Origin of the sequence: Erwinia amylovora, from assembly GCF_017161565.1 — a bacterium.
GTDB lineage: Bacteria > Pseudomonadota > Gammaproteobacteria > Enterobacterales > Enterobacteriaceae > Erwinia > Erwinia amylovora.
In genome coordinates, this window is sequence record NZ_CP066796.1 from 815,061 (window position 1) to 839,564 (window position 24,504).

Sequence of the window (24,504 nt, forward strand, 5' to 3'; positions counted from 1 at the left end):
GCCCGCAGGCCGCCCTTCTATTTAATGATCTCGTAGCAGGGAATATATGCGCTGCCCGGCAGCTTCATACGATGTTGTGCGACAAATCCCTGCAGTAAATCGTCCATACGACGCATGATCTCCGGGTTACCATGCAGCTTATAGGGGCCTTTCTCTTTGATAGCCCTGATACCAACATCCTTCACGTTGCCGGCGACAATGCCTGAAAACGCGCGGCGCAGCGCGGCGGCAAGCTGTTCGGCCGGCTGATCGGGTGACAGATTGAGGTTCGCCATATTTTCATGGCTGGGCATAAATGGCATCTGCAGGTCGGGAGCGATCCGCAGCGCCCAGTTGAAGCTGTAGGCATCGCCCGTTTCACGACGGTGCTCTTTTACCTCAGGCATCGCTTTTTTCATCAGGCGCGCCACTTCGGCTGCATTATCGATAATGATGGTGTAATGCTCACGCGCTTCATCACCCAGCGTACTGACGATAAATTCGTCCAGCATGCGGAAGTAGTCGGCGCTCTCCTGTGGACCGGTGAGGATGAGCGGCAGAACCTGGTGGCGATTGTGGGGATTCATCAGGATCCCCAGCAGATAGAGCAACTCTTCAGCTGTGCCCACGCCGCCGGGGAAGATGATGATCCCGTGCGCTATGCGCACAAAGGCTTCAAGGCGCTTTTCAATATCGGGCATGATGATCAGCTCGTTAACCAGCGGGTTAGGCGGTTCGGCGGCGATAATTGACGGCTCAGTCAGACCAATAAAGCGGCCTTCTTTATAGCGTTGCTGCGCATGGCCCACTGCTGCCCCTTTCATCGGCGCCTCCATCACGCCGGGGCCGCACCCGGTACAGATATTGAGCTCGCGCAGCCCCAGCTGGGCGCCGACGTTGCGGCAGTACTGGTATTCAACGGCGTTGATCGAGTGACCGCCCCAGCACACCACGGTATTAGGCTCTTCACCAATGTGCAGCGCACGCGCATTACGCAGAATGGAGAACACCAGGTTAGTGATATGTACCGGATCGGCAGTATTCTGATAATGGAAGCGCCCGGCGTTATCGATCTGGCCGTTGACGAAGAGAATATCGCGCAGCACGGCAAACAGGTTGGCCTGCAGGGCGCGGATAAGACGCCCATCGACAAATGCCTCGTCGGGTGGGTTGATCAATTCGAGCTTAACGCCGCGCTCGCGTCGGAGCACATTGATGTCGAAGCTTTCAAAGCGTGAGAGCAATTCCTGGCTACTGTCAGTCTGGCTGCCTGAATTAAGTACGGCGAGCGAGCAGTTACGAAACAGCTGGTAAAGATCGCTGCTGGCCGTACGTTTTAGCATGTCGACTTCCAGCTGGGAAAGCAGATCCATTGAGCCGAGTGGGCTAATGTGTGTAATCAAGTGATCTCCGTTACACCCGCCTGGGTGTGTCATCACTCCGTGATTTCGCCATCACGGAGATAATACCTCTTTGGGCTGCGTCAGTATGCCGCCCGTGCTCAGATTAGCCTTTACCGTGGATAAATCACACCGGGCAGAGCCGCCTTTACTGACGTACCAGCCGTGAGCGACCCGGTACAAACTGCGTGTTGCTGCGCCATGGATTGATATCAAGACCACCGCGACGGGTATAACGGGCATAAACGCTCAAGCTTTCCGGCTTACAGTAGCGTAAAATATCGCTAAAAATGCGCTCTACGCACTGTTCGTGGAACTCATTATGCTGGCGGAAAGAGACCAGGTAACGCAGCAGCGCTTCACGCTGAATGCGGGGGCCACGATAGCTAATTTGCACCGTTCCCCAGTCTGGCTGATGCGTTATCAGGCAGTTGGATTTTAACAGGTGGCTGACCAACTGCTCTTCAACAATTTCACTACCGGTGGCGTTTTGCAGGTAACTGACATCAAATTCATAGTCATTGATGACAATATCCTGCTCGTCGATGCAGGAGCCGTCGAAATGACCAATGGGTTGACCTTCAATTTCATGCAGGCGGAATAGCGCCACGCCGACCTTACCTACGGCACAGGCGCTCAGATCGCGCTCCAGCGTCTGGCGAACTTCGCCCCAGTCGGTAAATTTAGTCTGATTAAAACTGTTCAGGTACAGTTTAAAGCTTTTGGACTCGATCAGATTAACACTGCTGGCATCCAGGACGACTTCGCCCAGCGCAACCTGTGGCACCCCCTTGTTGTTGAGCCAGGAGAGTTCATACAATGTCCAGATATCTGCCCCGCAGAACGGCAGGCTGTCGCCATGAATGCCGAGCGGGTCACGGTTAAGGCTACGTGGCACAGCCTGTAACAGCGCTGGCTGATAAGTGTGGTGATATTCTGTAGGTTGCCCCAGGGTAAGACCTTCCAGCGCATGATGATTGTCATAGGTAGACATGGTATTCCCTTATTATTTGGTGCCTGCCGCGGCAGGCGTTGTCACAAATCCGTCAGCCCGTTATGCCTTCAGGCCACAACAGGTTGTTAGTGTAACCCAGTCAGTAACGAGTAAAAAAATGATTGATGAAACCACAGGGGCATTACGCGATTTTAGCCAGCATTATTGCGATATCTGGCAGCAGCAAAGCGGTCATGCGCCGGCAAGTAAGGAACTTTACGGCATCCCTTCAACCTGTGTGATTGCCTCACATGAGGAGGAAGTTTGGTGGCTACCACAGCCGTTTACGCTGGAGCCAAATCTCAATGCCGTTGAGCGGGCGCTGGATATTCGCCTGCAGCCAGCGGTCACCGCGTTCTATACTTCTCAGTTCGCCGGGGATATGACGGCAAGCTTGCACGGACAGCAGATATCTTTATTGCAGACCTGGAGTGAAGATGACTTTTTACGCGTGCAGGAAAACCTGATTGGCCATTTGCTTATGAAGCGTCGTCTTAAACAATCGCCCACTTTATTTATCGCCACCACCGACTCCGAACTGGAGGTCATATCAGTATGTAATATGAGTGGGGAAGTCATCCTTGAGCAGTTGGGCACCAAAAAGCGCCAGGTTATCGCGCCATCTATCCGGAACTTTCTTATTTCTTTACAGCCGCTTATCATTAATTATCCGAATTAAGCCGCCTGCCCTGTACGAGATCTCTTACAGATTATGTAAGAGATCGCTTGTAATCATGCAGATATGACTAATGCTTAAGAATTAAAAATGATTCATATCATCTGGTTAGCCGATTTCAGGCCATCACAGAAGAAGGAATAGCCTAAATAGCCGCTCTAAGCATCTTGTTTGCTAATGTTATTAAGGCACAATAGGCCCCGTTGCGAAGGAACAGCATGATATGAGATTAACATCAGGATGATGTGCTCATTGAAGGATTGAATCATCGGGATGATGTATCAGGGACAGGCTCCAGGATGGGGTACAGGAAACTTCAGGAAGAGGTCAGGAACATCTCCAGGATGGAGAAACGCGCCGTAAGGGACATTCGGCAGTCATGGATGATAACAGGATCACTATCAGGATGATATTTCAGGGACAGGCTTCAGGATGAAGCAAAGGAGATCTCAGGAAGAGGTAATGGACACCTCCAGGACGGAGAATGTGAGCCGTAAAGGACTATTGGCGGGCATGGAAGTCAAAGGATCGACGTCAGGAAGATGTCTGCTCAGGAAAGCGCATGGACCAGTTTTCAAGGATGAGCAGGGAGCATAAATGTAGCCGGATAGCTGCAAACGAACCGGGGGCACTGTTTATACAGTGCCCCCTTTTTTTGTTGATACTTTTCCCTGAAACCAACGTGAATGCTATGCTTTGCGTCCTTTTCACCCACAATTCTCTAAGAGGTTGCACATGAGCCGTGAACTGCAGGTTCAGGAACGATTGCTGGCGATAGAATCGTTACTCAAACAGGCCGGATTATGGCAATACGTCGCCCCTGTCAGCGAGGCTTTCACCAGCACTGAACCTTTCTGCATTGATACCATGACGCCGTTGCAGTGGTTGCAGTGGATCCTTTTGCCTAAAATGCAGGCGTTGTTGGACGCGGGCGCACCGCTGCCGCCTTCGCTGGCCATCGCCCCCTATTATGAAGTCGCGCTGGAGGGAGATATTCCTGAACGTGCGCGGCTGCTGCACCTGCTGAATGAGTTTGACCAACTGTTCGAGTCACCATAATGCTTGAAATCATTTATCAGGATCGCTGGCTGGTGGCGGTCAATAAGCCGTCCGGTATGCTGGTGCACCGCAGCTGGCTCGATCGGCATGAAACGGTGTTTGCCATGCAGACGGTACGCGACCAGATTGGCCAGCATGTATTTACCGTGCATCGTCTCGATCGTCCGACTTCCGGCGTGCTGCTAATGGCCCTGTCGAGCGAGGTTGCTCATCTTCTGTCGCAGCAGTTTGAACGGCACCAGCTGCAAAAAACCTACCATGCGGTGGTGCGTGGCTGGCTGGAAGGAGCCGATACGCTCGACTATCCACTGACCGAAGAGCGGGATAAAATCGCCGATAAGTTCAGTCAGCCGGAGAAAGCACCACAGCCAGCGGTAACGCACTGGCGTGGCGTGGCCACCGCCGAGCTGGCGGTGCCGATCGGGCGCTATGAGACTTCACGCTATTCACTGGTGGAGATGCAGCCTGAATCCGGGCGCAAACATCAGCTGCGCCGTCATATGACCCATCTGCGCCACCCGATTATCGGCGACAGCGCCCACGGTGATTTGAAGCAGAACCGTTCTGCAGCGGCAAACTTTGGCATAAATCGCCTGATGCTGCACGCCAGTGAACTCAATCTGACGCATCCGGTAACCGCCGGGCCGCTGATCTTGCGCGCCGGGTTGGATGCGGTCTGGCAGAAAGTAATCAATCAGTTTGGCTGGCAGGCGGAACTGCCTGACGTGATGCGGGCAGAGCTGGCGCAGCAGATCGCACAAAATTAAGTATCAGTTGATGGAGAAAATGATGGCTGAAATAGGTATTTTTGTTGGCACCGTTTATGGAAACGCGCTGTTAGTGGCTGAAGAAGCTGAACCTTTGCTGGTGCAGGCCGGTCACAGAGTCACGGTTTTTGACGATCCAACGCTGGAAGACTGGCAGGGCTATGCGGATAAAGTGGTACTGGTGGTCACCTCTACCACCGGGCATGGCGATTTGCCGGACAGCATTGTTCCGCTATTCCAGGCAATTAAGGACAGGCTGGGTTATCAGCCTGGCCTGCGCTACGGCATTATCGCACTTGGTGACAGCAGCTACGATCGTTTCTGCGGCGGCGGGAAGCAGTTTGACGCGCTGTTATCCGAACAGAGTGCACTCCGCATAGGTGAGGTACTGCTGGTCGATGCCAGCGAAAATCCGCAGCCGGAAGAGGTCACCTCGCCGTGGGTCGAACAGTGGGCTAAGCTTCTAAGCTAAAGGCCGGCCAGCAGCGGACCTCCTGCACCGGCCCGCTGCTGGCGTGCGCTCGGCAAAAAGGGTGACTCCTTGCGCATCTGATTAACCGCATACGCGCTATGGACAACCGATGAAAATAGTTATCGCCCCTGATTCCTTTAAAGAAAGTCTCTCGGCACTACAGGTCGCCACTCAGATTGAACTGGGTTTTCGCGACATTTTCCCCGATGCGCAATATATCAAACTGCCGGTTGCCGACGGCGGCGAAGGGACGGTTGAAGCCATGGTCGCCGCGACCGGTGGAAAAATCATCCCGTTACAGGCCACAGGGCCGCTGGGGAAGCCCGTTGAGGCATTTTATGGCCTGTCCGGCGACGGGCAGTGCGCGATTATCGAAATGGCTGCCGCCAGCGGGCTGGAGCATGTGCCTGCTGCACAGCGTGATGTGATGACCGCCACCAGCTGGGGCACCGGGGAGCTGATGCGCCATGCGCTGGATCAGGGGGTTAAGCGGATGATTATCGGTATCGGCGGCAGTGCTACCAATGACGCCGGGGCAGGCATGATTCAGGCGCTGGGCGTCAGGCTGCTGGACCAACAGGGCAAGCGAATCGGTCACGGTGGTGCTGAACTGGCACGGCTTGCCGCTGTCGATCTCAGCGTCCTCGATCCGCGGATTGCTGATTGCCAGATTGATGTGGCCTGCGACGTAACTAATCCGCTGATCGGCGAGCAGGGCGCATCGGTAGTGTTCGGCCCACAAAAAGGGGCCTCGTCCGCACAGGTTGTGCAGCTGGATCGTGCGTTAAAGCACTTTGCGGCGCTGATACAGCGGGATATGCACTGCGATGTTTTCACTCTTGCCGGAGGCGGTGCTGCCGGCGGCATGGGGGCCGGGCTTTATGCTTTTTGTCGCGCCACGCTGCGCCCCGGCATTGAGATTGTCACCGAAGCGCTCGGGCTGGAGGCGTTAGTGCGGGATGCCACGCTGGTGATAACCGGAGAAGGGCGCATCGACAGTCAGACTGTTCAAGGTAAAGTTCCTGTGGGCGTGGCGCGGCTGGCGAAGCGTCACAAAAAGCCGGTGATCGCTATTGCCGGCGGCCTCTCACGCGATGTGGGCGTGGTACACCAGCACGGGCTGGATGCGGTATTCAGCGTGATTAACCGCATCTGTAATCTGGATGAGGCGTTACAGGAAGCAGCGGAGAATGTGCGTATGACGGCGCGCAATGTTGCGGCTACCCTTCATATCGGGCGGCAAATTTAAGCACCGGCGGCCCCCGCTGTGGGGCGCGATGGCATGGTTCGCCCGCAGTGATTCCTCCGCGGGCTTACAGCTTCAGCCGCTCTTTGGCCAGTCGTGCCACGTTATGCATTTCGTCAAGCAGCTCCAGCAGCTCGGGTTCTGACGCCGCTATATCTTCACTTTGACGCAGGTTTTGTTCCAGCTGCAGACACAGCTGTTTCATTCGGGGAACGCCGCTATAGCTGGCGCTGCCGTGCAGTTTATGAATGATATTGCGTAAGGCGCTGGTGTTGTTCTCTGCGCTATACAACTCCACCAGTTTTTGCACCTCGGGCAGAAAGTCGACCAGCATCTGTAAAAGGTCGCGCGCCAGATCGGGCTTGTTTGCCGCCTGGCTTAAAGCCATCGCCCAGTCGAGAGAGGCCGGAACCTCCGTCACTGACGGTAATACGCGCTGCCCAACCGGCGAGTAACGTGCCAGCAGGCGACTCAGCTTTTGCTCATCGATGGGCTTGGCGAGATAATCGTTCATTCCGGCCTTCATCAGCTGCTGGCGTTCGCCATCCATCGCATGGGCGGTGACGGCGACAATCGGGGTATTGATATGTTGCGGCAGTTGGCGGATCAGTTCACTGGCGCGAATACCATCAATTTCAGGCATCTGAATGTCCATTAAAATGATATCCAGATGCTGTAGCCGCGCCTGTCCAATCGCCGCTTCACCGCTGTCGCACAGGACAATATCGGCCACCTGTTCTTCCAGCAGCGCGCCAATAAGTTTGAGGTTCGCCGGATTATCATCCACCGCCATTACCCTGAGCGGCAGCAGCGTTCGTTCGGCCTGTGGCTGCATGTCGCGGCGATAATGATGGTCGACAAGAACGGGCAGCAGGCGCGTCATGGACAGTGGCTTAATCAGGCAGGCGGTAACGCCACGCGCTTTCAAATCCTCCGCATAGATCTGCATCTGGAAAGGCAAAGCCATAATCACGCTGTTGGCGCGTTGCAAAATGGGCGTTAGCTGTTGTTCATCGATCTCAAGGCGATGTCCCTGAGCCACGGGCAGGCCCATCAGCAGCACATCATAGCGATCTTGCGCCAGCTCATCGAGGGATGAACTGTAGCTCACCCGCATTGGCGTGGCATTGAGCATTTCCATTACCGCTTTCGCTGCCGCCTCGTTTGGCTCGACATAGGCCAGATGCTGACCTTCAACACAATCCATGATGCGCGGATCGCTGGCAGCGTTCGGGTTAAGAGCCAGATTAATATGGAACCAGAAGGTTGAACCGCGGTGCAGCCGGCTATGGAAGGAGATTTCACCGCCCATTTCATTAACCAGTTTCTGCGTGATCACCAGCCCCAGCCCGGTGCCGCCGTGGCGGCGTGAAATACTGGCGTCAGCCTGGCGGAACGCCTGGAACAGCTGAGACTGCTGTTTCTCCGAAATGCCGATGCCCGTATCGTGGATCTGTACTTCCAGCTCCATGCGGTTATTGCTTAGAGCACGTTTTTCCACCCGAATATCAATATTGCCCGATTCGGTAAACTTGATGGCATTGCCCAGCAGATTAACAATAATCTGCTGCATGCGAAGCGGGTCTCCGATGGCGTTATCCGGGACATCACTCTGAATATTCAGCGTTAATTCCAGCCCTTTTTCATGCGCAGACTGAGCCAGCAGTACCACCACTTCATCCAGGGTAGCGCGCAGCGGAAACGGGATCGTTTCCAGCACCAGCTTGCCGGCTTCCAGCTTAGAAAAATCCAGCACGTCATTAATAATGCTCAGTAAATTATTGGCCGAGCGCTCAATGGTGTGCAGATAGTCACGCTGGGTGGAATTTAGCGTGGTTTTCAGCGTTTGGCGGGTAAAACCGATCACCCCGTTGAGCGGAGTACGTAATTCATGCGACATATTCGCCAGAAATTCCGACTTAATACGTGCCGCTTCCTGGGCGCGTTTCTTCGCCATATCCAGCTCGACGTTCTGAATTTCCATCTGTTCCAGGGTTTCACGCAGATCGGAGGTCGCCTGATCGATATTCTGCTGCATCTCCTCATGATAGGCGGTGAGCGACATGGCCATCGAGTTAATGCCGTTTTTCAACACGTCCAGTTCGCCCAGCATGTAGCCCTCCACCCGGCTGTCAAGCTGTCCACGGCGAATGCGGTCAACGGTACTGACCATATTGCGAATAGGGCCGGTCACGTCACGCATCAGACGATAAGCAAACAGCATGGCGATACACAGGCATAACAGCAGCAACAGCGTGGAGATAAACACTTCTTTGTACTGTTGAAGTCTCACCGATTGCAGATCCAGCTCAATGGCCACGTAGCCTAACGGGTTGCCGTTGGGTTTGGCATCCTGGCCTGGCGATTCATCCGGGTAGTAGCTTTCCGAAAGAATGGGAGTGCGCAGAATAACGGAGTTGCCATGACGCTGTTTCATCGTTCGCGAGGTTAACGGCAGGTTATCCGGCAGGCGCAGCAGATCCGGCGCCTGATGGTAATTCGAAGTCACAAACAACTGATTGTGGTCGTCAAAGACCGAAATTGCCCGCACAATATCCGAATGGCGGCGATGCAGCAGGCTGACCAGCTGGCGCACCGACTCACGGCTGTGAAAGGTCATGCCGTATTCACTGGAAACCGCCAGCGGTTCGATGATATTGACCCCGGCGTCCGTCAGCTGACTCTGTAATTCATTGTAACGGTTAACAACAAAAAAAGTGGAAAGCAGCAGGCCGATCATCAGCGTCGGTGCCAGAATCAAAATCATCATGCGTGCCCGCAGGCTGTATTTGGTCATAATATTCCCTGTATGCGACAGTGCGCGGTGCCGTCCATTTGGCATGGTGTCCTGAAGAGGTCGAATTATGGTTAACGTTGTGCCAGGCTACGCCCGTTTTTCACCATCATCATCCCTACTTTTCGAGAACGAAGAAAATAATGGCGCAATTCTACTCTGCAAAAAGGCGCGTGACGACCCGCCAGACAATAACGGTAACCGTTCATGACCTTGACAGCTTTGGTCAGGGGGTGGCGCACCATAATGGTAAGGCGCTGTTTGTGCAGGGAGCACTGCCTGGTGAAGTGGCAGAAGTGAGCATCAGTGAAGATAAACGCCACTTTTCCCGCGGGGTGGCTAAACGTATCGTTACCGCCAGCCCGGAGCGTGTCCAGCCACGCTGCCCTCATTATAGCCGCTGCGGTGGCTGTCAGCAGCAGCATGCCTCCCCGGCGCTGCAACAGCAGAGCAAAGCCAAAGCGCTGGGGCATTGGTTATCAAAACAGCGCGGCGCGGCGGTGGCGGTGGACGACGTGATCACCGGCCCGGCATGGGGCTATCGCCGACGTGCGCGCCTCGGCCTTAGCTTCCAGCCCGCAACGCAGACATTGCATATGGGGTTTCGCGAAAAAAGCACCCGTGAACTGGTCAATATCACGCATTGCCCGATATTGAAGCCCGAACTGAATGCATTGCTTCAGCCTCTTCATGCGGTGCTAAGCGGTTTACAGGCGGTGCGCCGTCTCGGACATGTTGAGCTGGTGCAGGCGGACAACGGGCCGCTGCTGGTTTTACGCCATCTGGATGCGTTGACGACTGGCGACCGGCAAAAACTGGAACAATTTTCGCATAAGTACAACGTGTCATTATATCTGGCAGCCGATAGCGACTCGCTGGAGCAGGTTAGCGGCAGCATGCCGCACTATCGTTCTGATGATCTGACGCTAACGTTCAGCCCGCGTGACTTTATCCAGGTGAACGATGAGGTTAACCAGAAAATGGTGGCGCGCGCGCTGGTGTGGCTTGACCTGCAACCTGAAGATCGGGTACTGGATCTCTTTTGTGGAATGGGAAATTTTACTCTTCCAATCGGAAAATTTGCTAAAAATGTTGTGGGAGTGGAGGGCGTAGCAGCATTAGTGGCCAAGGCTGGGTATAATGCAGAATTAAATAATCTTAACAATGTGACGTTCTGGCAGCATAACCTTGAAGAAGATGTCAGCCGTCAGCCGTGGGCCGCGCAGGGGTTCAATAAAGTATTACTTGATCCTGCGCGTGCGGGCGCTGCGGGAGTGATGGCGCATATCGCCAGGCTGGCGCCGCAACGGGTGGTCTATGTTTCCTGTAACCCCACGACGCTCGCGCGCGATAGTGAGATTCTGCTTGGGTCCGGCTACCAGCTGGAAAGGGTTACTATGCTTGACATGTTTCCCCATACCGGGCACCTGGAATCTATGGTGCTGTTTAGCCGAAAATAGCTCCCTGAACGGGGACAATGCCTGGAGGGCATATGGTTGCGGTAAGAAGTGCACATCTTAATACGGCTGGCGAGTTTGCGCTCGACCAATGGATTGCTGATTTGGCGATCTCTAACCCGCAGTCATGTGAACGACTGGCCGATACCTGGCGCTATTGTGACACGGCGACGAAGAATCATCCCGATGCGGCCCTGTTGCTGTGGCGCGGCGTGGAGATGGTGGAAATTCTCTCCATGCTTAGCATGGACAACGAAACCCTGAGTGCGGCGCTGCTGTTTCCGCTGGCAAATGCCGGCGTGGTCAGTGAACACGTGCTTGAACAGCAGTTTGGTAAAGCCATCGTCTCGCTGGTGCACGGCGTGCGCGATATGGATGCCATTCGTCAGTTAAAAGCCACGCACAATGATTCGATGGCCTCCGAGCAGGTTGATAACGTGCGGCGTATGCTGCTGGCGATGGTGGAAGATTTTCGCTGCGTAGTCATCAAGCTGGCGGAGCGCATCGCTCATCTGCGTGAAGTGAAGGACGCGCCGGAAGATGAGCGCGTGCTGGCGGCAAAAGAGTGTACCAATATCTATGCGCCATTAGCGAACCGTCTCGGTATTGGCCAGTTAAAGTGGGAACTGGAAGATTTCTGTTTCCGCTATCTGCACCCGGATGAGTACAAACGCATCGCCAAACTGCTGCATGAGCGGCGTATCGATCGCGAAGATTATATCGACACCTTCGTGCATTCGCTGCGGACTGAAATGGTTAAAGAGGGCGTGAAGGCCGAAGTTTATGGCCGACCCAAACATATCTACAGTATCTGGCGCAAGATGCAGAAGAAGTCGCTGGCTTTCGATGAGCTGTTCGACGTGCGCGCAATACGTATCGTTGCCGAACGTTTGCAGGACTGCTACGGCGCGCTGGGCATTGTTCATACGCTTTACCGCCATCTGCCAAACGAGTTTGATGACTACGTTGCTAACCCAAAACCAAACGGTTATCAGTCGATCCACACCGTGGTGCTGGGGCCTCAGGGCAAAACCGTGGAGATCCAGATCCGCACCCGTCAGATGCACGAAGATGCTGAACTGGGCGTTGCTGCGCACTGGAAGTACAAGGAAGGCGGCGTTGGCGGCAGCGCGCGCGGCGCATCCGGCCATGAAGAGCGTATTGCCTGGCTGCGTAAGCTGATCACCTGGCAGGAGGAGATGGCGGACTCCGGCGAAATGCTCGACGAAGTGCGCAGTCAGGTGTTCGACGATCGGGTTTACGTGTTTACGCCGAAAGGGGATGTGGTGGATCTGCCTGCCGGATCCACACCGCTGGACTTCGCTTATCATATTCACAGCGATATCGGTCACCGCTGCATCGGGGCGAAAATCGGCGGGCGCATTGTCCCGTTCACCTACCATCTGCAAATGGGCGATCAGATCGACATCATTACCCAGAAGCAGCCAAACCCGAGTCGCGACTGGCTGAACCCTAACCTCGGCTATGTGACCACCAGCCGTGGGCGTTCGAAAATTCACGCCTGGTTCCGCAAGCAGGATCGCGATAAAAATATCATTGCCGGCCGTCAGATCCTCGATAACGAACTGGATCATCTGGATATCAGTCTTAAGGATGCGGAGAAGGTGCTGCTGCCCCGCTATAACTACAATTCGCTGGATGAACTGCTGGCAGCGATTGGCGGCGGCGATGTGCGACTGAATCAGATGAGTAACTTCCTGCAGTCGAAGTTGCATAAGCCGAGCGCTGAAGAGGAAGACCGCGAGGCGCTGCGCCAGCTGACGCAGAAGACCTCGAACAGCGTGCCGCGCAGCAAAGAGAGCGGCCGCGTGGTGGTTGAGGGCGTTGGTAACCTGATGCATCATATTGCACGCTGCTGCCAGCCTATCCCCGGTGATGACATTACCGGTTTTATCACCCAAGGGCGCGGTATTTCGATTCACCGCGCCGACTGTGACCAGCTGGCCGACCTGATATCTCACGCGCCTGAGCGCATCGTTGATGCCGTGTGGGGAGAAACCTATTCCAGCGGCTATTCGCTGGTGGTACGCGTGACGGCGAACGACCGCAGTGGGCTGTTGCGCGATATCACCACAATTCTGGCCAACGAAAAAGTCAATGTGCTTGGCGTGTCCAGCCACAGCGACACCAAAAGGCAGCTGGCGACCATTGATATGGATATTGAGATTTATAATCAGCAGGTGCTGAGCCGGGTGCTGGCGCGCCTTAATCAGGTGCCTGATATCATTGACGCGAAGCGTCTGCATTAATCTGTCTGAGCGGATAAACCACCTGAATGGATAAAACAATGACTTCTCTCGATCGCCTGCTGGGCATAATGAAAACCTTGCGCGATCCGCAACATGGCTGCCCGTGGGATCGCCAGCAAACCTTTGCCTCCATTGCGCCCTGTACGCTGGAAGAAGCTTATGAAGTGATCGACGCCATCGGGCGTGCCGATTTTGACGATCTGCGTGGCGAGCTTGGCGACCTGCTTTATCAGGTGGTGTTTTACGCTCAGATGGCCGAAGAGCAGGGACATTTTAACTTCGAAGATATTTGCCGGGCCATCAGCGATAAGCTGCAGCGCCGCCATCCGCATATCTTCGCCGATACCCGGGTTAGCGGCAGCGACGAGGTGCAGGGTAACTGGGAGCAGGTCAAACGTGCCGAGCGCGCGGAGAAAGCACAGCATTCGGCGCTGGATGATATTCCGCAGGCGCTACCGGCCCTGATGCGCGCCCATAAAATCCAGAAACGCTGTAGCAGCGTGGGTTTTGACTGGGACACGCTGGCGCCGGTATTGGGTAAAGTGCATGAAGAGATCGAGGAAGTGATGTACGAAGCGCAGCAGGCGGTGATCGATCGCGATAAGCTGGAAGAGGAAATTGGCGACCTGCTGTTTGCCACGGTCAACCTGTCACGTCATTTGGGCAGCAAAGCTGAAACCGCGTTGCAAAAGGCCAACACCAAATTTGAACGTCGCTTCCGCCAGGTTGAGCAGATCATTGCCGCCCAAGGCCTGGAAATGCAGCAGGCGAGCCTGGAACAAATGGAAGCCGCATGGCAAAAGGTTAAATCACAGGAATAAGTAGCTGACACGATTCAACAAAAGTGTGACCCACATCAACCTCTTGCGGCGAACATTCAGGTAATCTCCTGGCGGTAAATACGCTGGAAGGCACACAACCTGAAACGATCAATTGTCGCCCCGGGGGGTTTCGGGTATACTATTTTCCCGTCCTGGTTATTCATTCCATCGTCTTTAAACCTACATTCTCAGGTTCAGCATGACAACGAACTATATATTTGTGACCGGCGGGGTCGTTTCCTCTCTGGGTAAAGGCATTGCCGCAGCCTCCCTGGCCGCTATCCTTGAAGCGCGTGGTCTCAACGTGACCATCATGAAGCTGGACCCGTACATCAACGTGGATCCGGGCACCATGAGCCCGACCCAGCACGGTGAAGTGTTTGTCACTGATGACGGCGCGGAAACCGATCTGGATCTCGGCCACTATGAGCGCTTTATTCGTACCCGGATGAGCCGCCGTAACAACTTCACCACTGGCCGTATCTACTCCGAAGTGCTGCGCAAAGAGCGTCGCGGTGACTATCTGGGCGCGACCATTCAGGTGATCCCGCACATTACCAACGCCATTAAAGAACGCATCATCGAAGGTGGCGAAGGCCACGATGTGGTGCTGGTGGAAATCGGCGGCACCGTCGGCGATATCGAATCCTTGCCGTTCCTTGAAGCCATCCGTCAGATGGCGGTGGACGTCGGCCGCGAGCACACCATGTATATGCACCTGACGCTGGTGCCCTATATGGCGGCAGCGGGCGAAGTCAAAACCAAGCCGACCCAGCATTCAGTGAAAGAGCTGCTGTCGATCGGTATTCAGCCTGACGTGCTGATCTGCCGTTCTGACCGTGCGGTGCCGGCTAACGAGCGCGCAAAAATCGCGCTGTTCTGCAACGTGCCGGAAAAAGCGGTTATTTCGCTGAAAGACGTTGACTCCATCTACAAGATCCCCGGCATGCTGAAATCGCAGGGGCTGGATGACTATATCTGCAAGCGCTTTAACCTGAACGCACCGGAAGCCAATCTGCAAGAGTGGGAGCAGGTGATTTATCAGGAAGCCAATCCGGGCGGCGAAGTGAATATCGGCATGGTGGGTAAATATGTCGAGCTGCCGGATGCCTATAAGTCGGTGATTGAAGCCCTGAAGCACGGCGGATTGAAAAACCGCGTCACGGTGAATATCAAACTTATCGACTCACAGGATGTCGAAACCCGTGGTGTGGAGCTGCTGAAGGATTTAGATGCCATCCTCATCCCTGGCGGATTTGGCTATCGCGGCGTTGAAGGTAAGCTGATGACCGCGCAGTACGCCCGTGAAAACAACATCCCTTATCTGGGCATCTGCCTGGGTATGCAGGTGGCGCTGATGGAATTCGCTCGCAACGTGGCGCATATGGAAGGGGCTAACTCCACGGAGTTTGTACCGGACTGTAAATACCCGGTGGTGGCGCTGATCACTGAATGGCGCGACGAAGAAGGCAACGTTGAGCAGCGTACCGAGCAGAGCGATTTGGGCGGCACCATGCGTCTGGGCAGCCAGCAGTGCCAGCTGACCGACGACAGCCTGGTGCGCCAGCTGTACGGCTCCGACACCATCATCGAACGTCACCGCCATCGTTATGAAGTCAACAATATGCTATTGAAGCAAATTGAAGCGGCCGGATTACGTGTGGCAGGCCGCTCCGGGGATGACCAGCTGGTTGAGATCGTTGAGATCCCAAATCACCCATGGTTTGTTGCATGTCAGTTCCACCCGGAATTCACTTCGACACCTCGAGACGGTCACCCGCTGTTTAGCGGTTTTGTGAAGGCCGCCAGCGAGTACCAGAAGCGTTTGGCAAAATAAGTGTTTTCATAACCTCTTGAAAATTAATATTTTTGAGAGATTTGTCTGAGTTTAAGTTAACTTGTACTAAGGAAAAACTAATGTCCAAAATCGTTAAAGTCATCGGTCGCGAAATCATCGACTCCCGTGGTAACCCGACCGTTGAAGCAGAAGTTCATCTGGAAGGCGGTTTTGTCGGCCTGGCAGCAGCGCCATCAGGTGCTTCTACCGGTTCGCGTGAAGCGCTGGAACTGCGTGACGGTGACAAATCGCGTTTCCTGGGTAAAGGCGTAACCAAAGCGGTTGGCGCGGTTAACGGTCCCATCGCTGAAGCGGTAACCGGTAAAGATGCGAAAGACCAGGCTAACATCGACAAGATCATGATCGATCTGGACGGTACTGAGAACAAGTCCAAGTTTGGTGCTAACGCCATTCTGGCGGTGTCTCTGGCTGCTGCTAAGGCTGCTGCTGCCGCGAAAGGCATGCCGCTGTATGAGCACATCGCTGAACTGAACGGGACTGCGGGCAAATTCTCTATGCCACTGCCAATGATGAACATCATCAACGGTGGTGAGCATGCCGACAACAACGTCGACATTCAGGAATTCATGATCCAGCCTGTTGGCGCAAAAACCCTGAAAGAAGCGGTACGCATCGGTTCTGAAGTCTTCCACAACCTGGCGAAAGTGCTGAAGTCGAAAGGCATGAGCACCGCCGTGGGTGACGAAGGCGGCTACGCACCTAACCTGGGTTCCAACGCCGAAGCGCTGGCTGTTATCGCTGAAGCGGTAAAAGCGGCAGGCTACGAGCTGGGCAAGGATGTGACGCTGGCGATGGACTGCGCTGCGTCTGAATTCTACAAAGACGGTAAATACGTGCTGGCTGGCGAAGGCAACAAAGCTTTCTCTTCCGAAGAGTTCACTCACTTCCTGGAAGACCTGACTAAGCAGTACCCCATCGTTTCTATCGAAGATGGTCTTGACGAATCTGACTGGGATGGTTTCGCCTATCAGACCAAAGTGCTGGGCGACAAGATCCAGCTGGTCGGCGATGATCTGTTCGTGACCAACACCAGGATCCTGAAAGAAGGTATCGATAAAGGCATCGCTAACTCCATTCTGATCAAATTCAACCAGATCGGTTCTCTGACCGAAACGCTGGCGGCAATCAAAATGGCGAAAGATGCGGGCTATACGGCGGTCATCTCTCACCGTTCAGGTGAAACTGAAGATGCGACCATTGCCGATCTGGCGGTAGGTACTGCGGCTGGCCAGATCAAAACCGGTTCTATGAGCCGTTCTGACCGCGTTGCCAAGTACAACCAGCTGATCCGTATTGAAGAAGCGCTGGGCAACCGCGCGCCATTCAACGGCCTGAAAGAAGTCAAAGGTCAGTAAACTACTGATATTCTGAGCCATTAATTGGCTGAGGTTTATCTGAAAAGCCCCGTCATCAGACGGGGCTTTTTTTTTATTCTTTGAATATCAATGAGATTGACCTTTAACCGCCAAGGTAAGAAAAATCCTGTTTAATGTCAGCACAGCGTTTTCGCACGTATTTTTGTGTAAATTGCCTGTAACTATTTGTTATTAGGATCGGAGAAAATGAAATACCGTGCTGATATCGACGGGTTGCGTGCACTCGCCGTACTGCCTGTTATTGCGTATCATATGGGGATAGGTGGCATCCCCGGTGGGTTTACCGGGGTGGATATCTTCTTTGTCATATCGGGCTATTTGATCTGCGGCATCATTTATCAAAGTGCTCTTTCTGGCCAATTCTCGTATCTCGATTTCTATAAGCGCCGCTGCCTGCGTATTCTGCCACCGCTGTTTGTGGTGTTGCTGGTGACGTTGCTTTTCGGCTATTACCACCTTCTTCCGACACAGTTTAACGACCTGAGCAACAGCGCAACGGCGACGCTGTTTTCTGCCTCCAATCTTTTTTTCTGGAAAACGACCGGTTACTTTGACGGGCCGGCCGATCTGAAGCCGCTGCTACACACATGGTCACTGGCCGTAGAAGAGCAGTTTTATATTATCTTCCCGATTGTGCTGCTGTTTGTCATGCGGATTTTCCGCCGCCGCACCACGCAGATCATGCTGCTGATCATTGTCGCCTCGCTGGCGTTAAGTATTTACGGTGTGACGCGTAAACCCACTTTCACTTTCTACATGTTACCCACCAGGGCCTGGGAACTTGCGCTGGGCGGGATCATTGCTGTCGCCGGACTGGAGGCGAAAGTGGCACGTTTCAGCCAGTCTTTCAGACACGGAATGAGTCTCGCCGGGCTGGCGCTGATCCTCTATGGTTTCCTGATGCTGAATACCGATATGCCATTCCCGGCGTGGAATGCGCTGTGGCCGTGCGTGGGGAGTTTTCTGATTATTCTTGCCGGGCAACAGTCGGTGATATCACGCCTGCTGGCTCTTAAGCCGGTCGTTTATATCGGTATGATCTCTTACTGTTTGTATCTCTGGCACTGGCCGATTATCGTTTACGCTCGCATGTTCTTTAACTTTGCACCCGGAGTACGCGAAGCGGTGATCCTAGCCTTAACCCTGGGGCTGGCGGTGGCGTCACGCTACCTGATTGAAATCCCGTTTCGTTACAAACTGTCTTACGTGACCGCAGCCAGAACGGTCACCGCTTCCGTTATCGGGCTGGTGGTAATGGCAGGTGGCACGCTGTACAAAGGCCATTTCGACAACCATTCAGGGCATTTTTCACCACAGGCTCTCGCACTCGCTCAATACGCAGAATATAACAAGATGCCGGAATTCAATTACCAGTACCGCCGGGGTCAATGCTTTGTGGATGGTAAAAATGAGGAAGATAAGCCGTTCGATCGCGCTTTCTGCTTGCAGACCACCGCGGCAGAGAAGAACTATGTGATGATAGGTGACAGTCATGCAGCCCATCTCTGGCGTGCTATCAGCCTTGCGGCAGGTGACAGGGTCAATGTCATCCAGGCAACTTCAGCGGGCTGTAAACCCCTTTCTCAACAGGCGTTGCGTAATCCGTGTTCAAAACTGGTCGACTATGTCTATGACGAGTGGCTCCCGCAGCATAAAGTAGACGGCATTATTATATCAGCCCGCTGGTCGCCGGAAGATATTGCACCGCTGCGTGCTACGCTCGACCATCTGAGATCGCGTTCGGACAATATCATGGTGATGGGCCCGACCGTCGAATACACCGAGGCGCTGCCAAACCTGCTGGCGTACCAGACAGACGGGCGCAAGGACCTTGTCGCCTCGTCGATTAAGCCAGAGATCCGTGACACCGATCGGAAAATGGCGGAAGCCATGTCCCGGCAGGGAATACGCTATATTTCAGTCTGGTCGATTGTCTGTCCGGGCAACTTCTGTCGCGGTTTAGCCTCTGACGGTCGACCTTTCTCCAACGACTACGGTCACTTTACCCTGAGCGGGGCAAAGGACGTTGCGCAACAGGCATTGGCGCAGATGCATAATAAAAAATTTATGTGATCGCTGCCGGAGGGCGGCGGCGCGGCGTACATCCTGTATGGGGAGACGAGCTGTCGGTTCAAATGATAAGGCCGGACTTAATCCGCACGCTTTGTTTGGCCTTATCCGTGCAATCTGCCATAATCTGCGGCCTTTATTCACCGCCAGTCGAGAAATTGATGCAGTACCCGATAAATGAGATGTTTCAGACGTTGCAGGGCGAAGGGGTTTATACCGGCGTTCCGGCAATTTTTATCCGCCTGCAAGGATGCCCGGTGGGCTGCAGCTGGTGTGATACCAAACACACCTGGGATAAGCTGGCCAATCGGGAGACATCGCTGGGGGATATTTTGCTGAAAACGGTAGAATCCGATGCCTGGGGCGCGGCCGATGCGCCAGCGCTGCTGGAAACCATCCGCCGACACGGCTGGACGGCAAAGCATATCGTGATCACCGGCGGTGAGCCGTGCATTCACGATCTGACGCCACTGACCGCCGCGCTCCAGGGCAGTGGCTTCAGCTGTCAGATCGAAACCAGTGGCACCCATGAAGTGCATTGCACGGCGGAAACCTGGGTAACGGTATCGCCAAAGGTGAATATGCGCGGCGGCTACGATGTGCTCAACCAGGCGTTAGTGCGCGCCGATGAGGTTAAGCACCCGGTAGCGCGCCAGCGCGACGTGGATGCGCTTGACGACCTGCTGGCAACGCTCAGTGATAACAAGGCGCGTATCATCGCCCTGCAGCCTGTCAGCCAAAAGGCCGATGCCACCCAACTCTGTATTGACACCTGCATCGCCCGTAACTGGCGACTGTCGATGCAGACGCACAAATATCTCAATATTGCCTGATGACATCACCGGCAAGTCAAGTCCGCACTCATCGTTGATAAAAGGGCTGAACGGGTTGGCCCTTTACCCCTGAATACTGAAATCTCATTAAATTGTCTGAATAGTCGCCAGCAATGCGCTGCCGGCATAAATGATTTGCTCTGTGATGGGGGAACACATTCAGTGTACAGGCAAGGAAGAGATAACCTGAATACGTGCACGCTGGCGAACCTGACGTCCGCATTATCAGAACAGATTGCAAACGCGGGGCTTAATCACCCCGCGGCATAAAGTTATTCAGATAAGTCTGCGCCGAAATAGTGCTGTGAAATACGCTTATAGGTTCCGTCGGTTTTGATATCGCTAATGGCTTTATCAATGGCAGCCTTAAGTTCAGGATTGCCCTTGCGCAGCAGGATCCCTTCATCCTCGGCAGCCGGTAGCGTCGCGGCAATCTTTACCTTCACATCGGGTCTGTGCTTTTTGAAGTCGAGGTAGGAGAGATTGTCGTTGATGGTGGCGTCTGCGCGACCGCTGGCGACCAGATCAACCGACTGATTAAAACCGTCAGTCCCGACAATTTGCGCGCCGTAGTGGCCAGCCAGCTGGGCAAAATTACTGGTTAAGGTATGAGCTGATTTTTTCCCCTTGAGATCGTCAAACGACTTCATTTCGCTGTTGTCGTTACGCACGATCAGTACCGCTCTGGAAGAGAGATACGGAACAGAAAAATCGTATTTTTGCTGGCGTGGCGCAGTAATAGCAACCTGGTTAATTACTGCGTCATAGCGGCGTGCATCCAGTCCGGCAATCAAGCCATCCCATTTTGCTTCCACAAATTCCGCCTTAACATTGAGACGTTTAGCGACTTCGCGACCGATTTCAACATCAAAGCCGATCAGTTTTCCGCTGGTATCGTGGTAGCTGAAAGGCGGATAGGTGCCTTCAGTGCCGATTTTCAGCGTACCCGCTGACTGAACCTTAGCCAGCTCGGTTTCTGCCAGTGCCTGTGATGAAAGGCCGAACTGTACCATGCCAGCCAATAACAGCGTTGCGATAGATTTCATGTCATAACTCCTGAATGCGCTCGGTAATGTAGTCTTCGGGTTAAATTTCCCAATCGGGTAAGGTTTCGGTCAACGTCGAGATAAAGGCTTTGGTTCTGGTCTTACCTGGCCGGGTGAAAATATTTTTCGAGCTGTCGCTTTCAACAATTTCCCCCGCCTCAATAAACACCACCTGGCTGGCAATATTAGCAGCCAGACGCAGATCGTGCGTTGCCATCAACATGGTCATGCCCTCGCTGGCGAGCTGCTTTAATACCGCGACCACTTCCTGTGAAAGCTCCGGATCCAGCGCCGAAGTAGGCTCATCACACAGCAAAACTTTAGGCGAAGGAGCCAGCGCTCTGGCAATGGCCACGCGCTGCTGCTGGCCACCGGACAGCGTGGCAGGCCAGGCATCCCGTTTATGCAGCATGCCAACCTTATTCAGCAGCATCTCTGCGCGTTCCTTAGCCTGTGGCCGGCTTTGCTTCAGGACGGTGATCAAGCCTTCCATGATATTTTCAATTACCGTTAAATGCGGAAACAGCTGAAAGTTTTGAAACACCATACCGGTTTGCTGGCAGATGCGGCGGGTGTCTTTTTTGCTTACGCGAGCGCTACCGGTGAATGAAAGCTGTTGATCACCAATGGTTAATTCACCAGATTGCGGAATTTCCAGCAGGTTGATACAGCGCAGCAGGGTGCTTTTGCCGCTGCCCGACGGCCCAATCAGAGCGGTAACCGCGCCCTCATTGATGGTCAGGTTGATGTTTTTTAATACCGGGTTACCGTCAAAGCGTTTCTCAATGGCGGATAATTTAATCATTATCTCTTCCTTTTATTGCACCGTTGTAAGCCAGCTTTTTTTCCAGTCGTGCCTGCAAAGCAGATAACACCGAACTGAGCAGCAAATAAATAATCGCCGCTTCGGTATACAGTATTAACGGCTGGTAGGTCACCGCAGCAATACGCTGCGCGGCGAGAAACAGCTCCGGCACGGTGATCACCGATGCCAGAGAAGTGTCTTTAACCAGTGCGATAAAGGTATTTGATAACGGCGGCACCGCAACCCTTGCCGCCTGGGGCATGATAATGCGTCGTAGCGTCTGCCCCCAACTCATGCCGATGGAGTGCGCCGCTTCCCATTGCCCCTTCGGGACGGACAACAGCGTGGCGCGGATGATCTCCGAAGTATAAGCCCCGATATTCAGCGTAAAGCCGATAACGGCCGCCGGGAATGCATCGATAGTAATACCGACCCCGGGCAAAGCGTAGAAAATCAGAAACAGCTGAACAAGCAGCGGCGTGCCGCGAATAAGCCAGACATAAAAGCGCACCAGGTTCTGTAACGGGCGGGGGCCATACAGTCTGGCAAGGGCGACAACAATGCCAAGGGATAAACCCAGTGTAAAAGCAATCAGCGTGAGTGGAATGGTGAATGTCAGCCCGGCATACAGCATTGGCCAGAATGAGTCGATTGCTAAATTAATCCATGAGGGCACCTGACACCTTCCCTAAAATAGCTTTGTTAAGAGTATTCGTGTTGACAGCAAAGACTATCATGTCAACGCAGGCGAACTATATAACTTGCGGTTATAGATTATTCTTAAATTGAATAGATAATTTTGATGATAACGTGCCTGAATCATTTGCCAAATAAGGCCAGTACCGACTAATAGCGGGCTGTTGGTCTTGCTCTTCAGGTATTTCAGCGAATACCAGCCTGTAACGCTATCGCTAATGCGACAAACCCTATTGCCTGCAGCCAGTGCCGGCGGCTCGGGGAACCGTACAGGAAAAAATGTCACATACAGTTTTTATTACCACGGGGGAGTAAAGTCGGTGAACAATCTACCTGCTCGCCTGACCAGCACAGCACTTCGTGCAGCAGTCAAGGCCGGACCTTTAACAACCAACGAAGATCAAATGCCCGATCCGGGGCAGATAAACGATACGCGCTGGAAAAAACTGCCTGAGCCATTGGCTTCAACGACGCTGGCGAGGTTTGACCAGGACAAATGCACAGCAAATCACGGTATCAGCAAGCGGGCGATGTGTTTTGGGCTGTCACTTAGTTGGAACAGTATGATCCATGGGGGACAGGAACATCCTACCCCTTATGCATCTGCAGAGCGGATGCGCTTTCTGGGCGCATTTGAAGGGGTTGTTCATGCCAGAACGCTTCAGAACTTTTACAGATCGGAACATAAATTTCAGTTGAATTTTGCCAGAGAAAACCCCGGGGTAACCAGTGCTGCCATGGCAGGGACCCGCAGTTTGTTACAGGCGGCGGAGCTAAAGGGATTAAGTCTTAAACCCGTTCTGGAAGATAAGACCCTGTCCGATCTGCCTTTCCTTATTGCATGCGAGCAACAGGGCCGTTACCGCAGCGTTGATGATAAGGCACTTAAGCAGGTCAGTGACGCAATGATAAGCAGCGGAAAAGGCGTGCTGGCAATTTATAGCGATAATCAGGCTCACGCCCTGGGATTTTCCATTGTAAAAGACGGGAAGAATACGCTGTTATTTGACCCAAATCTTGGTGAGTTTCAGGTTGAATCAACCACGCTGCCTTATGTGATAGAAAGCCTGTCCGATACTAATCGCTTACCTCTCATTGGCGTACAGGTTTTTGCATCCCATTTACGCTAAGCCTGATAATAAAGCGCAATGGTATCAACAGAAGAAACGGCAAATAACTTCTTGCGCCTGACAGTGAACCGTTCAGACAAATCGCGTGGATGAATAATGTCCACCGCGATAAAACCATTTTCTTAAGGAGTAAATAGTGCTCTTGATAAAGATTAAGCAGCCTTTAACGCACCATGTGTGATGGTCAACGGCCAGAGCGGGTTTGTCTTCCTGTCATTGCCGGGTGCAGGCCGGGCTGGCGATATTGTTATGCGACAGACTAACCCGCCATCAGCCGCGGTAGACGCATCCGGCGGTGCAGGTCTCTTTTACCATTACCGCGCTTAACAGGGGCAGGGCAGGTTTCATCTGCTGCCAAATCCATTCTGCCAGCACTTCACTGGTCGGGTTTTCCAGCCCGGGAATATCGTTAAGATAGTAGTGATCAAGCCGGTCATAAACGGGCTTAAAGGCGCTTTTGATCTCGGAAAAATCCATAACCCAGCCGGTGTGGGCATCTACTTCGCCAGTGATTTCCAGCCGAACCATAAAGGAGTGCCCGTGCAGGCGACCACATTTGTGCCCGGCCGGCACATGCGGCAGATGGTGCGCGGCTTCAAATTGAAATTCTTTAAATAGCGTGGTGGCCATAGTTCCCGGTCTCTGTGAAGGTCTTGCAAAGCGCCGCAGGATAACCGAAATCCGCTTTTTTCGCACCCGTTTACGGACTAAAGGCTATGGGCGGAAAAGTAACGACATGCGATTTTAGGTAATTA

At 53.7% G+C, this 24,504-nt stretch carries 20 protein-coding genes; 13 read left to right on the top strand and 7 right to left on the bottom strand.

The genetic code is table 11. The features are described 5' to 3' along the window. Nucleotides 1-17 precede the first annotated feature (17 nt). Together ppnN and queF are read right to left on the bottom strand one after the other, a co-directional pair. On the bottom strand, nucleotides 18-1,382 hold the full coding sequence (ppnN, locus tag JGC47_RS03680) for a nucleotide 5'-monophosphate nucleosidase PpnN (RefSeq protein ID WP_024015176.1): 1,365 nt from the start codon (nucleotides 1,380-1,382) through the stop codon (nucleotides 18-20). A gap of 145 nt (nucleotides 1,383-1,527) precedes the next feature. Next, on the bottom strand, nucleotides 1,528-2,373 hold the full coding sequence (queF, locus tag JGC47_RS03685) for an NADPH-dependent 7-cyano-7-deazaguanine reductase QueF (RefSeq protein ID WP_004155752.1): 846 nt from the start codon (nucleotides 2,371-2,373) through the stop codon (nucleotides 1,528-1,530). On the opposite strand from queF, the gene syd reads away from it, so the two are divergent. From syd to JGC47_RS03710, 5 genes are all read left to right on the top strand, one after another. Then, nucleotides 2,372-3,052, top strand: a complete 681-nt coding sequence (syd, locus tag JGC47_RS03690) for a SecY-interacting protein (RefSeq protein ID WP_004155753.1) — start codon at nucleotides 2,372-2,374, stop codon at nucleotides 3,050-3,052. The two genes, queF and syd, sit on opposite strands and share 2 nt — an antisense overlap. 732 nt (nucleotides 3,053-3,784) lie before the next feature. Then, nucleotides 3,785-4,108 (top strand): YqcC family protein, encoded by a 324-nt coding sequence (locus tag JGC47_RS03695; RefSeq protein WP_004155755.1) that lies wholly within the window; start codon nucleotides 3,785-3,787, stop codon nucleotides 4,106-4,108. After that, nucleotides 4,108-4,875: a tRNA pseudouridine(65) synthase TruC gene (truC, locus tag JGC47_RS03700; RefSeq protein WP_004155758.1), complete on the top strand. Its 768-nt coding sequence runs from the start codon at nucleotides 4,108-4,110 to the stop codon at nucleotides 4,873-4,875. The genes JGC47_RS03695 and truC overlap by 1 nt, the downstream gene beginning before the upstream one ends. A gap of 22 nt (nucleotides 4,876-4,897) precedes the next feature. Further along, nucleotides 4,898-5,347 carry a flavodoxin gene (locus JGC47_RS03705; protein ID WP_004155759.1) on the top strand — a complete coding sequence of 150 codons (450 nt, stop codon included), beginning with the start codon at nucleotides 4,898-4,900 and terminating at the stop codon, nucleotides 5,345-5,347. Between the two features lie 109 nt (nucleotides 5,348-5,456). Further along, on the top strand, nucleotides 5,457-6,596 hold the full coding sequence (locus tag JGC47_RS03710) for a glycerate kinase (RefSeq protein ID WP_004155761.1): 1,140 nt from the start codon (nucleotides 5,457-5,459) through the stop codon (nucleotides 6,594-6,596). A 64-nt stretch (nucleotides 6,597-6,660) separates the two neighbouring features. Here JGC47_RS03710 and barA read toward each other — a convergent pair whose 3' ends face one another. After that, the gene (gene barA / locus JGC47_RS03715; RefSeq protein WP_004155762.1) at nucleotides 6,661-9,390 is read right to left on the bottom strand and encodes a two-component sensor histidine kinase BarA; all 2,730 of its coding nucleotides are present in this window, start codon (nucleotides 9,388-9,390) and stop codon (nucleotides 6,661-6,663) included. Nucleotides 9,391-9,530: 140 nt separating this feature from the next. Between barA and rlmD the strand changes: the two genes are divergently transcribed. The 7 genes from rlmD (at nucleotide 9,531) to queE (ending at nucleotide 20,072) form a co-directional block, all read left to right on the top strand. Then, nucleotides 9,531-10,847 carry a 23S rRNA (uracil(1939)-C(5))-methyltransferase RlmD gene (rlmD, locus tag JGC47_RS03720; protein ID WP_004155763.1) on the top strand — a complete coding sequence of 439 codons (1,317 nt, stop codon included), beginning with the start codon at nucleotides 9,531-9,533 and terminating at the stop codon, nucleotides 10,845-10,847. A gap of 32 nt (nucleotides 10,848-10,879) precedes the next feature. Next, entirely contained in the window at nucleotides 10,880-13,114 is a 2,235-nt protein-coding gene (gene relA, locus JGC47_RS03725; protein WP_004155764.1) for a GTP diphosphokinase, read from the top strand. Between the two features lie 38 nt (nucleotides 13,115-13,152). Then, nucleotides 13,153-13,935, top strand: coding sequence for a nucleoside triphosphate pyrophosphohydrolase (gene mazG, locus JGC47_RS03730; protein ID WP_024015179.1), 783 nt, complete (start codon nucleotides 13,153-13,155; stop codon nucleotides 13,933-13,935). Between the two features lie 199 nt (nucleotides 13,936-14,134). After that, nucleotides 14,135-15,772, top strand: coding sequence for a glutamine hydrolyzing CTP synthase (gene pyrG, locus JGC47_RS03735; RefSeq protein WP_004155766.1), 1,638 nt, complete (start codon nucleotides 14,135-14,137; stop codon nucleotides 15,770-15,772). An 80-nt stretch (nucleotides 15,773-15,852) separates the two neighbouring features. Beyond that, nucleotides 15,853-17,148: a phosphopyruvate hydratase gene (eno, locus tag JGC47_RS03740; RefSeq protein ID WP_004155767.1), complete on the top strand. Its 1,296-nt coding sequence runs from the start codon at nucleotides 15,853-15,855 to the stop codon at nucleotides 17,146-17,148. 207 nt (nucleotides 17,149-17,355) lie between these two features. Continuing rightward, nucleotides 17,356-19,242, top strand: coding sequence for an acyltransferase family protein (locus tag JGC47_RS03745; protein WP_004155771.1), 1,887 nt, complete (start codon nucleotides 17,356-17,358; stop codon nucleotides 19,240-19,242). A gap of 158 nt (nucleotides 19,243-19,400) precedes the next feature. Then, nucleotides 19,401-20,072 (top strand): 7-carboxy-7-deazaguanine synthase QueE, encoded by a 672-nt coding sequence (gene queE / locus JGC47_RS03750; RefSeq protein WP_004155774.1) that lies wholly within the window; start codon nucleotides 19,401-19,403, stop codon nucleotides 20,070-20,072. Nucleotides 20,073-20,344: 272 nt separating this feature from the next. On the opposite strand, the gene JGC47_RS03755 is transcribed toward queE, so the two are convergent. The 3 genes from JGC47_RS03755 to JGC47_RS03765 are packed head-to-tail and all read right to left on the bottom strand — an operon-like array spanning nucleotide 20,345 to nucleotide 22,599. Continuing rightward, complete coding sequence (locus JGC47_RS03755; protein ID WP_004155786.1) at nucleotides 20,345-21,118, bottom strand: amino acid ABC transporter substrate-binding protein; 774 nt, start codon at nucleotides 21,116-21,118, stop codon at nucleotides 20,345-20,347. Nucleotides 21,119-21,158: 40 nt separating this feature from the next. After that, nucleotides 21,159-21,923, bottom strand: a complete 765-nt coding sequence (locus tag JGC47_RS03760; RefSeq protein WP_004155792.1) for an amino acid ABC transporter ATP-binding protein — start codon at nucleotides 21,921-21,923, stop codon at nucleotides 21,159-21,161. Next, on the bottom strand, nucleotides 21,916-22,599 hold the full coding sequence (locus tag JGC47_RS03765; protein WP_004155793.1) for an amino acid ABC transporter permease: 684 nt from the start codon (nucleotides 22,597-22,599) through the stop codon (nucleotides 21,916-21,918). Before JGC47_RS03765 ends, JGC47_RS03760 begins: the two co-directional genes overlap by 8 nt. Before the next feature lie 340 nt (nucleotides 22,600-22,939). On the opposite strand from JGC47_RS03765, the gene JGC47_RS03770 reads away from it, so the two are divergent. Further along, nucleotides 22,940-23,749, top strand: coding sequence for a YopT-type cysteine protease domain-containing protein (locus tag JGC47_RS03770; RefSeq protein WP_004155795.1), 810 nt, complete (start codon nucleotides 22,940-22,942; stop codon nucleotides 23,747-23,749). 270 nt (nucleotides 23,750-24,019) lie between these two features. On the opposite strand, the gene queD is transcribed toward JGC47_RS03770, so the two are convergent. Continuing rightward, complete coding sequence (queD, locus tag JGC47_RS03775; RefSeq protein ID WP_004155800.1) at nucleotides 24,020-24,379, bottom strand: 6-carboxytetrahydropterin synthase QueD; 360 nt, start codon at nucleotides 24,377-24,379, stop codon at nucleotides 24,020-24,022. Nucleotides 24,380-24,504 lie beyond the last annotated feature (125 nt).

Excerpts from the sequence above, each read along its gene's own strand:
- syd (WP_004155753.1), top strand. The coding sequence starts at position 2,372 with ATGGTATTCCCTTATTATTTGGTGCCTGCCGCGGCAGGCGTTGTCACA.
- queF (WP_004155752.1), bottom strand. The coding sequence starts at position 2,373 with ATGTCTACCTATGACAATCATCATGCGCTGGAAGGTCTTACCCTGGGG.
- JGC47_RS03695 (WP_004155755.1), top strand. The coding sequence starts at position 3,785 with ATGAGCCGTGAACTGCAGGTTCAGGAACGATTGCTGGCGATAGAATCG.
- truC (WP_004155758.1), top strand. The coding sequence starts at position 4,108 with ATGCTTGAAATCATTTATCAGGATCGCTGGCTGGTGGCGGTCAATAAG.
- JGC47_RS03705 (WP_004155759.1), top strand. The coding sequence starts at position 4,898 with ATGGCTGAAATAGGTATTTTTGTTGGCACCGTTTATGGAAACGCGCTG.
- JGC47_RS03710 (WP_004155761.1), top strand. The coding sequence starts at position 5,457 with ATGAAAATAGTTATCGCCCCTGATTCCTTTAAAGAAAGTCTCTCGGCA.
- barA (WP_004155762.1), bottom strand. The coding sequence starts at position 9,390 with ATGACCAAATACAGCCTGCGGGCACGCATGATGATTTTGATTCTGGCA.
- rlmD (WP_004155763.1), top strand. The coding sequence starts at position 9,531 with ATGGCGCAATTCTACTCTGCAAAAAGGCGCGTGACGACCCGCCAGACA.
- relA (WP_004155764.1), top strand. The coding sequence starts at position 10,880 with ATGGTTGCGGTAAGAAGTGCACATCTTAATACGGCTGGCGAGTTTGCG.
- mazG (WP_024015179.1), top strand. The coding sequence starts at position 13,153 with ATGACTTCTCTCGATCGCCTGCTGGGCATAATGAAAACCTTGCGCGAT.
- pyrG (WP_004155766.1), top strand. The coding sequence starts at position 14,135 with ATGACAACGAACTATATATTTGTGACCGGCGGGGTCGTTTCCTCTCTG.
- eno (WP_004155767.1), top strand. The coding sequence starts at position 15,853 with ATGTCCAAAATCGTTAAAGTCATCGGTCGCGAAATCATCGACTCCCGT.
- JGC47_RS03745 (WP_004155771.1), top strand. The coding sequence starts at position 17,356 with ATGAAATACCGTGCTGATATCGACGGGTTGCGTGCACTCGCCGTACTG.
- queE (WP_004155774.1), top strand. The coding sequence starts at position 19,401 with ATGCAGTACCCGATAAATGAGATGTTTCAGACGTTGCAGGGCGAAGGG.
- JGC47_RS03755 (WP_004155786.1), bottom strand. The coding sequence starts at position 21,118 with ATGAAATCTATCGCAACGCTGTTATTGGCTGGCATGGTACAGTTCGGC.
- JGC47_RS03760 (WP_004155792.1), bottom strand. The coding sequence starts at position 21,923 with ATGATTAAATTATCCGCCATTGAGAAACGCTTTGACGGTAACCCGGTA.
- queD (WP_004155800.1), bottom strand. The coding sequence starts at position 24,379 with ATGGCCACCACGCTATTTAAAGAATTTCAATTTGAAGCCGCGCACCAT.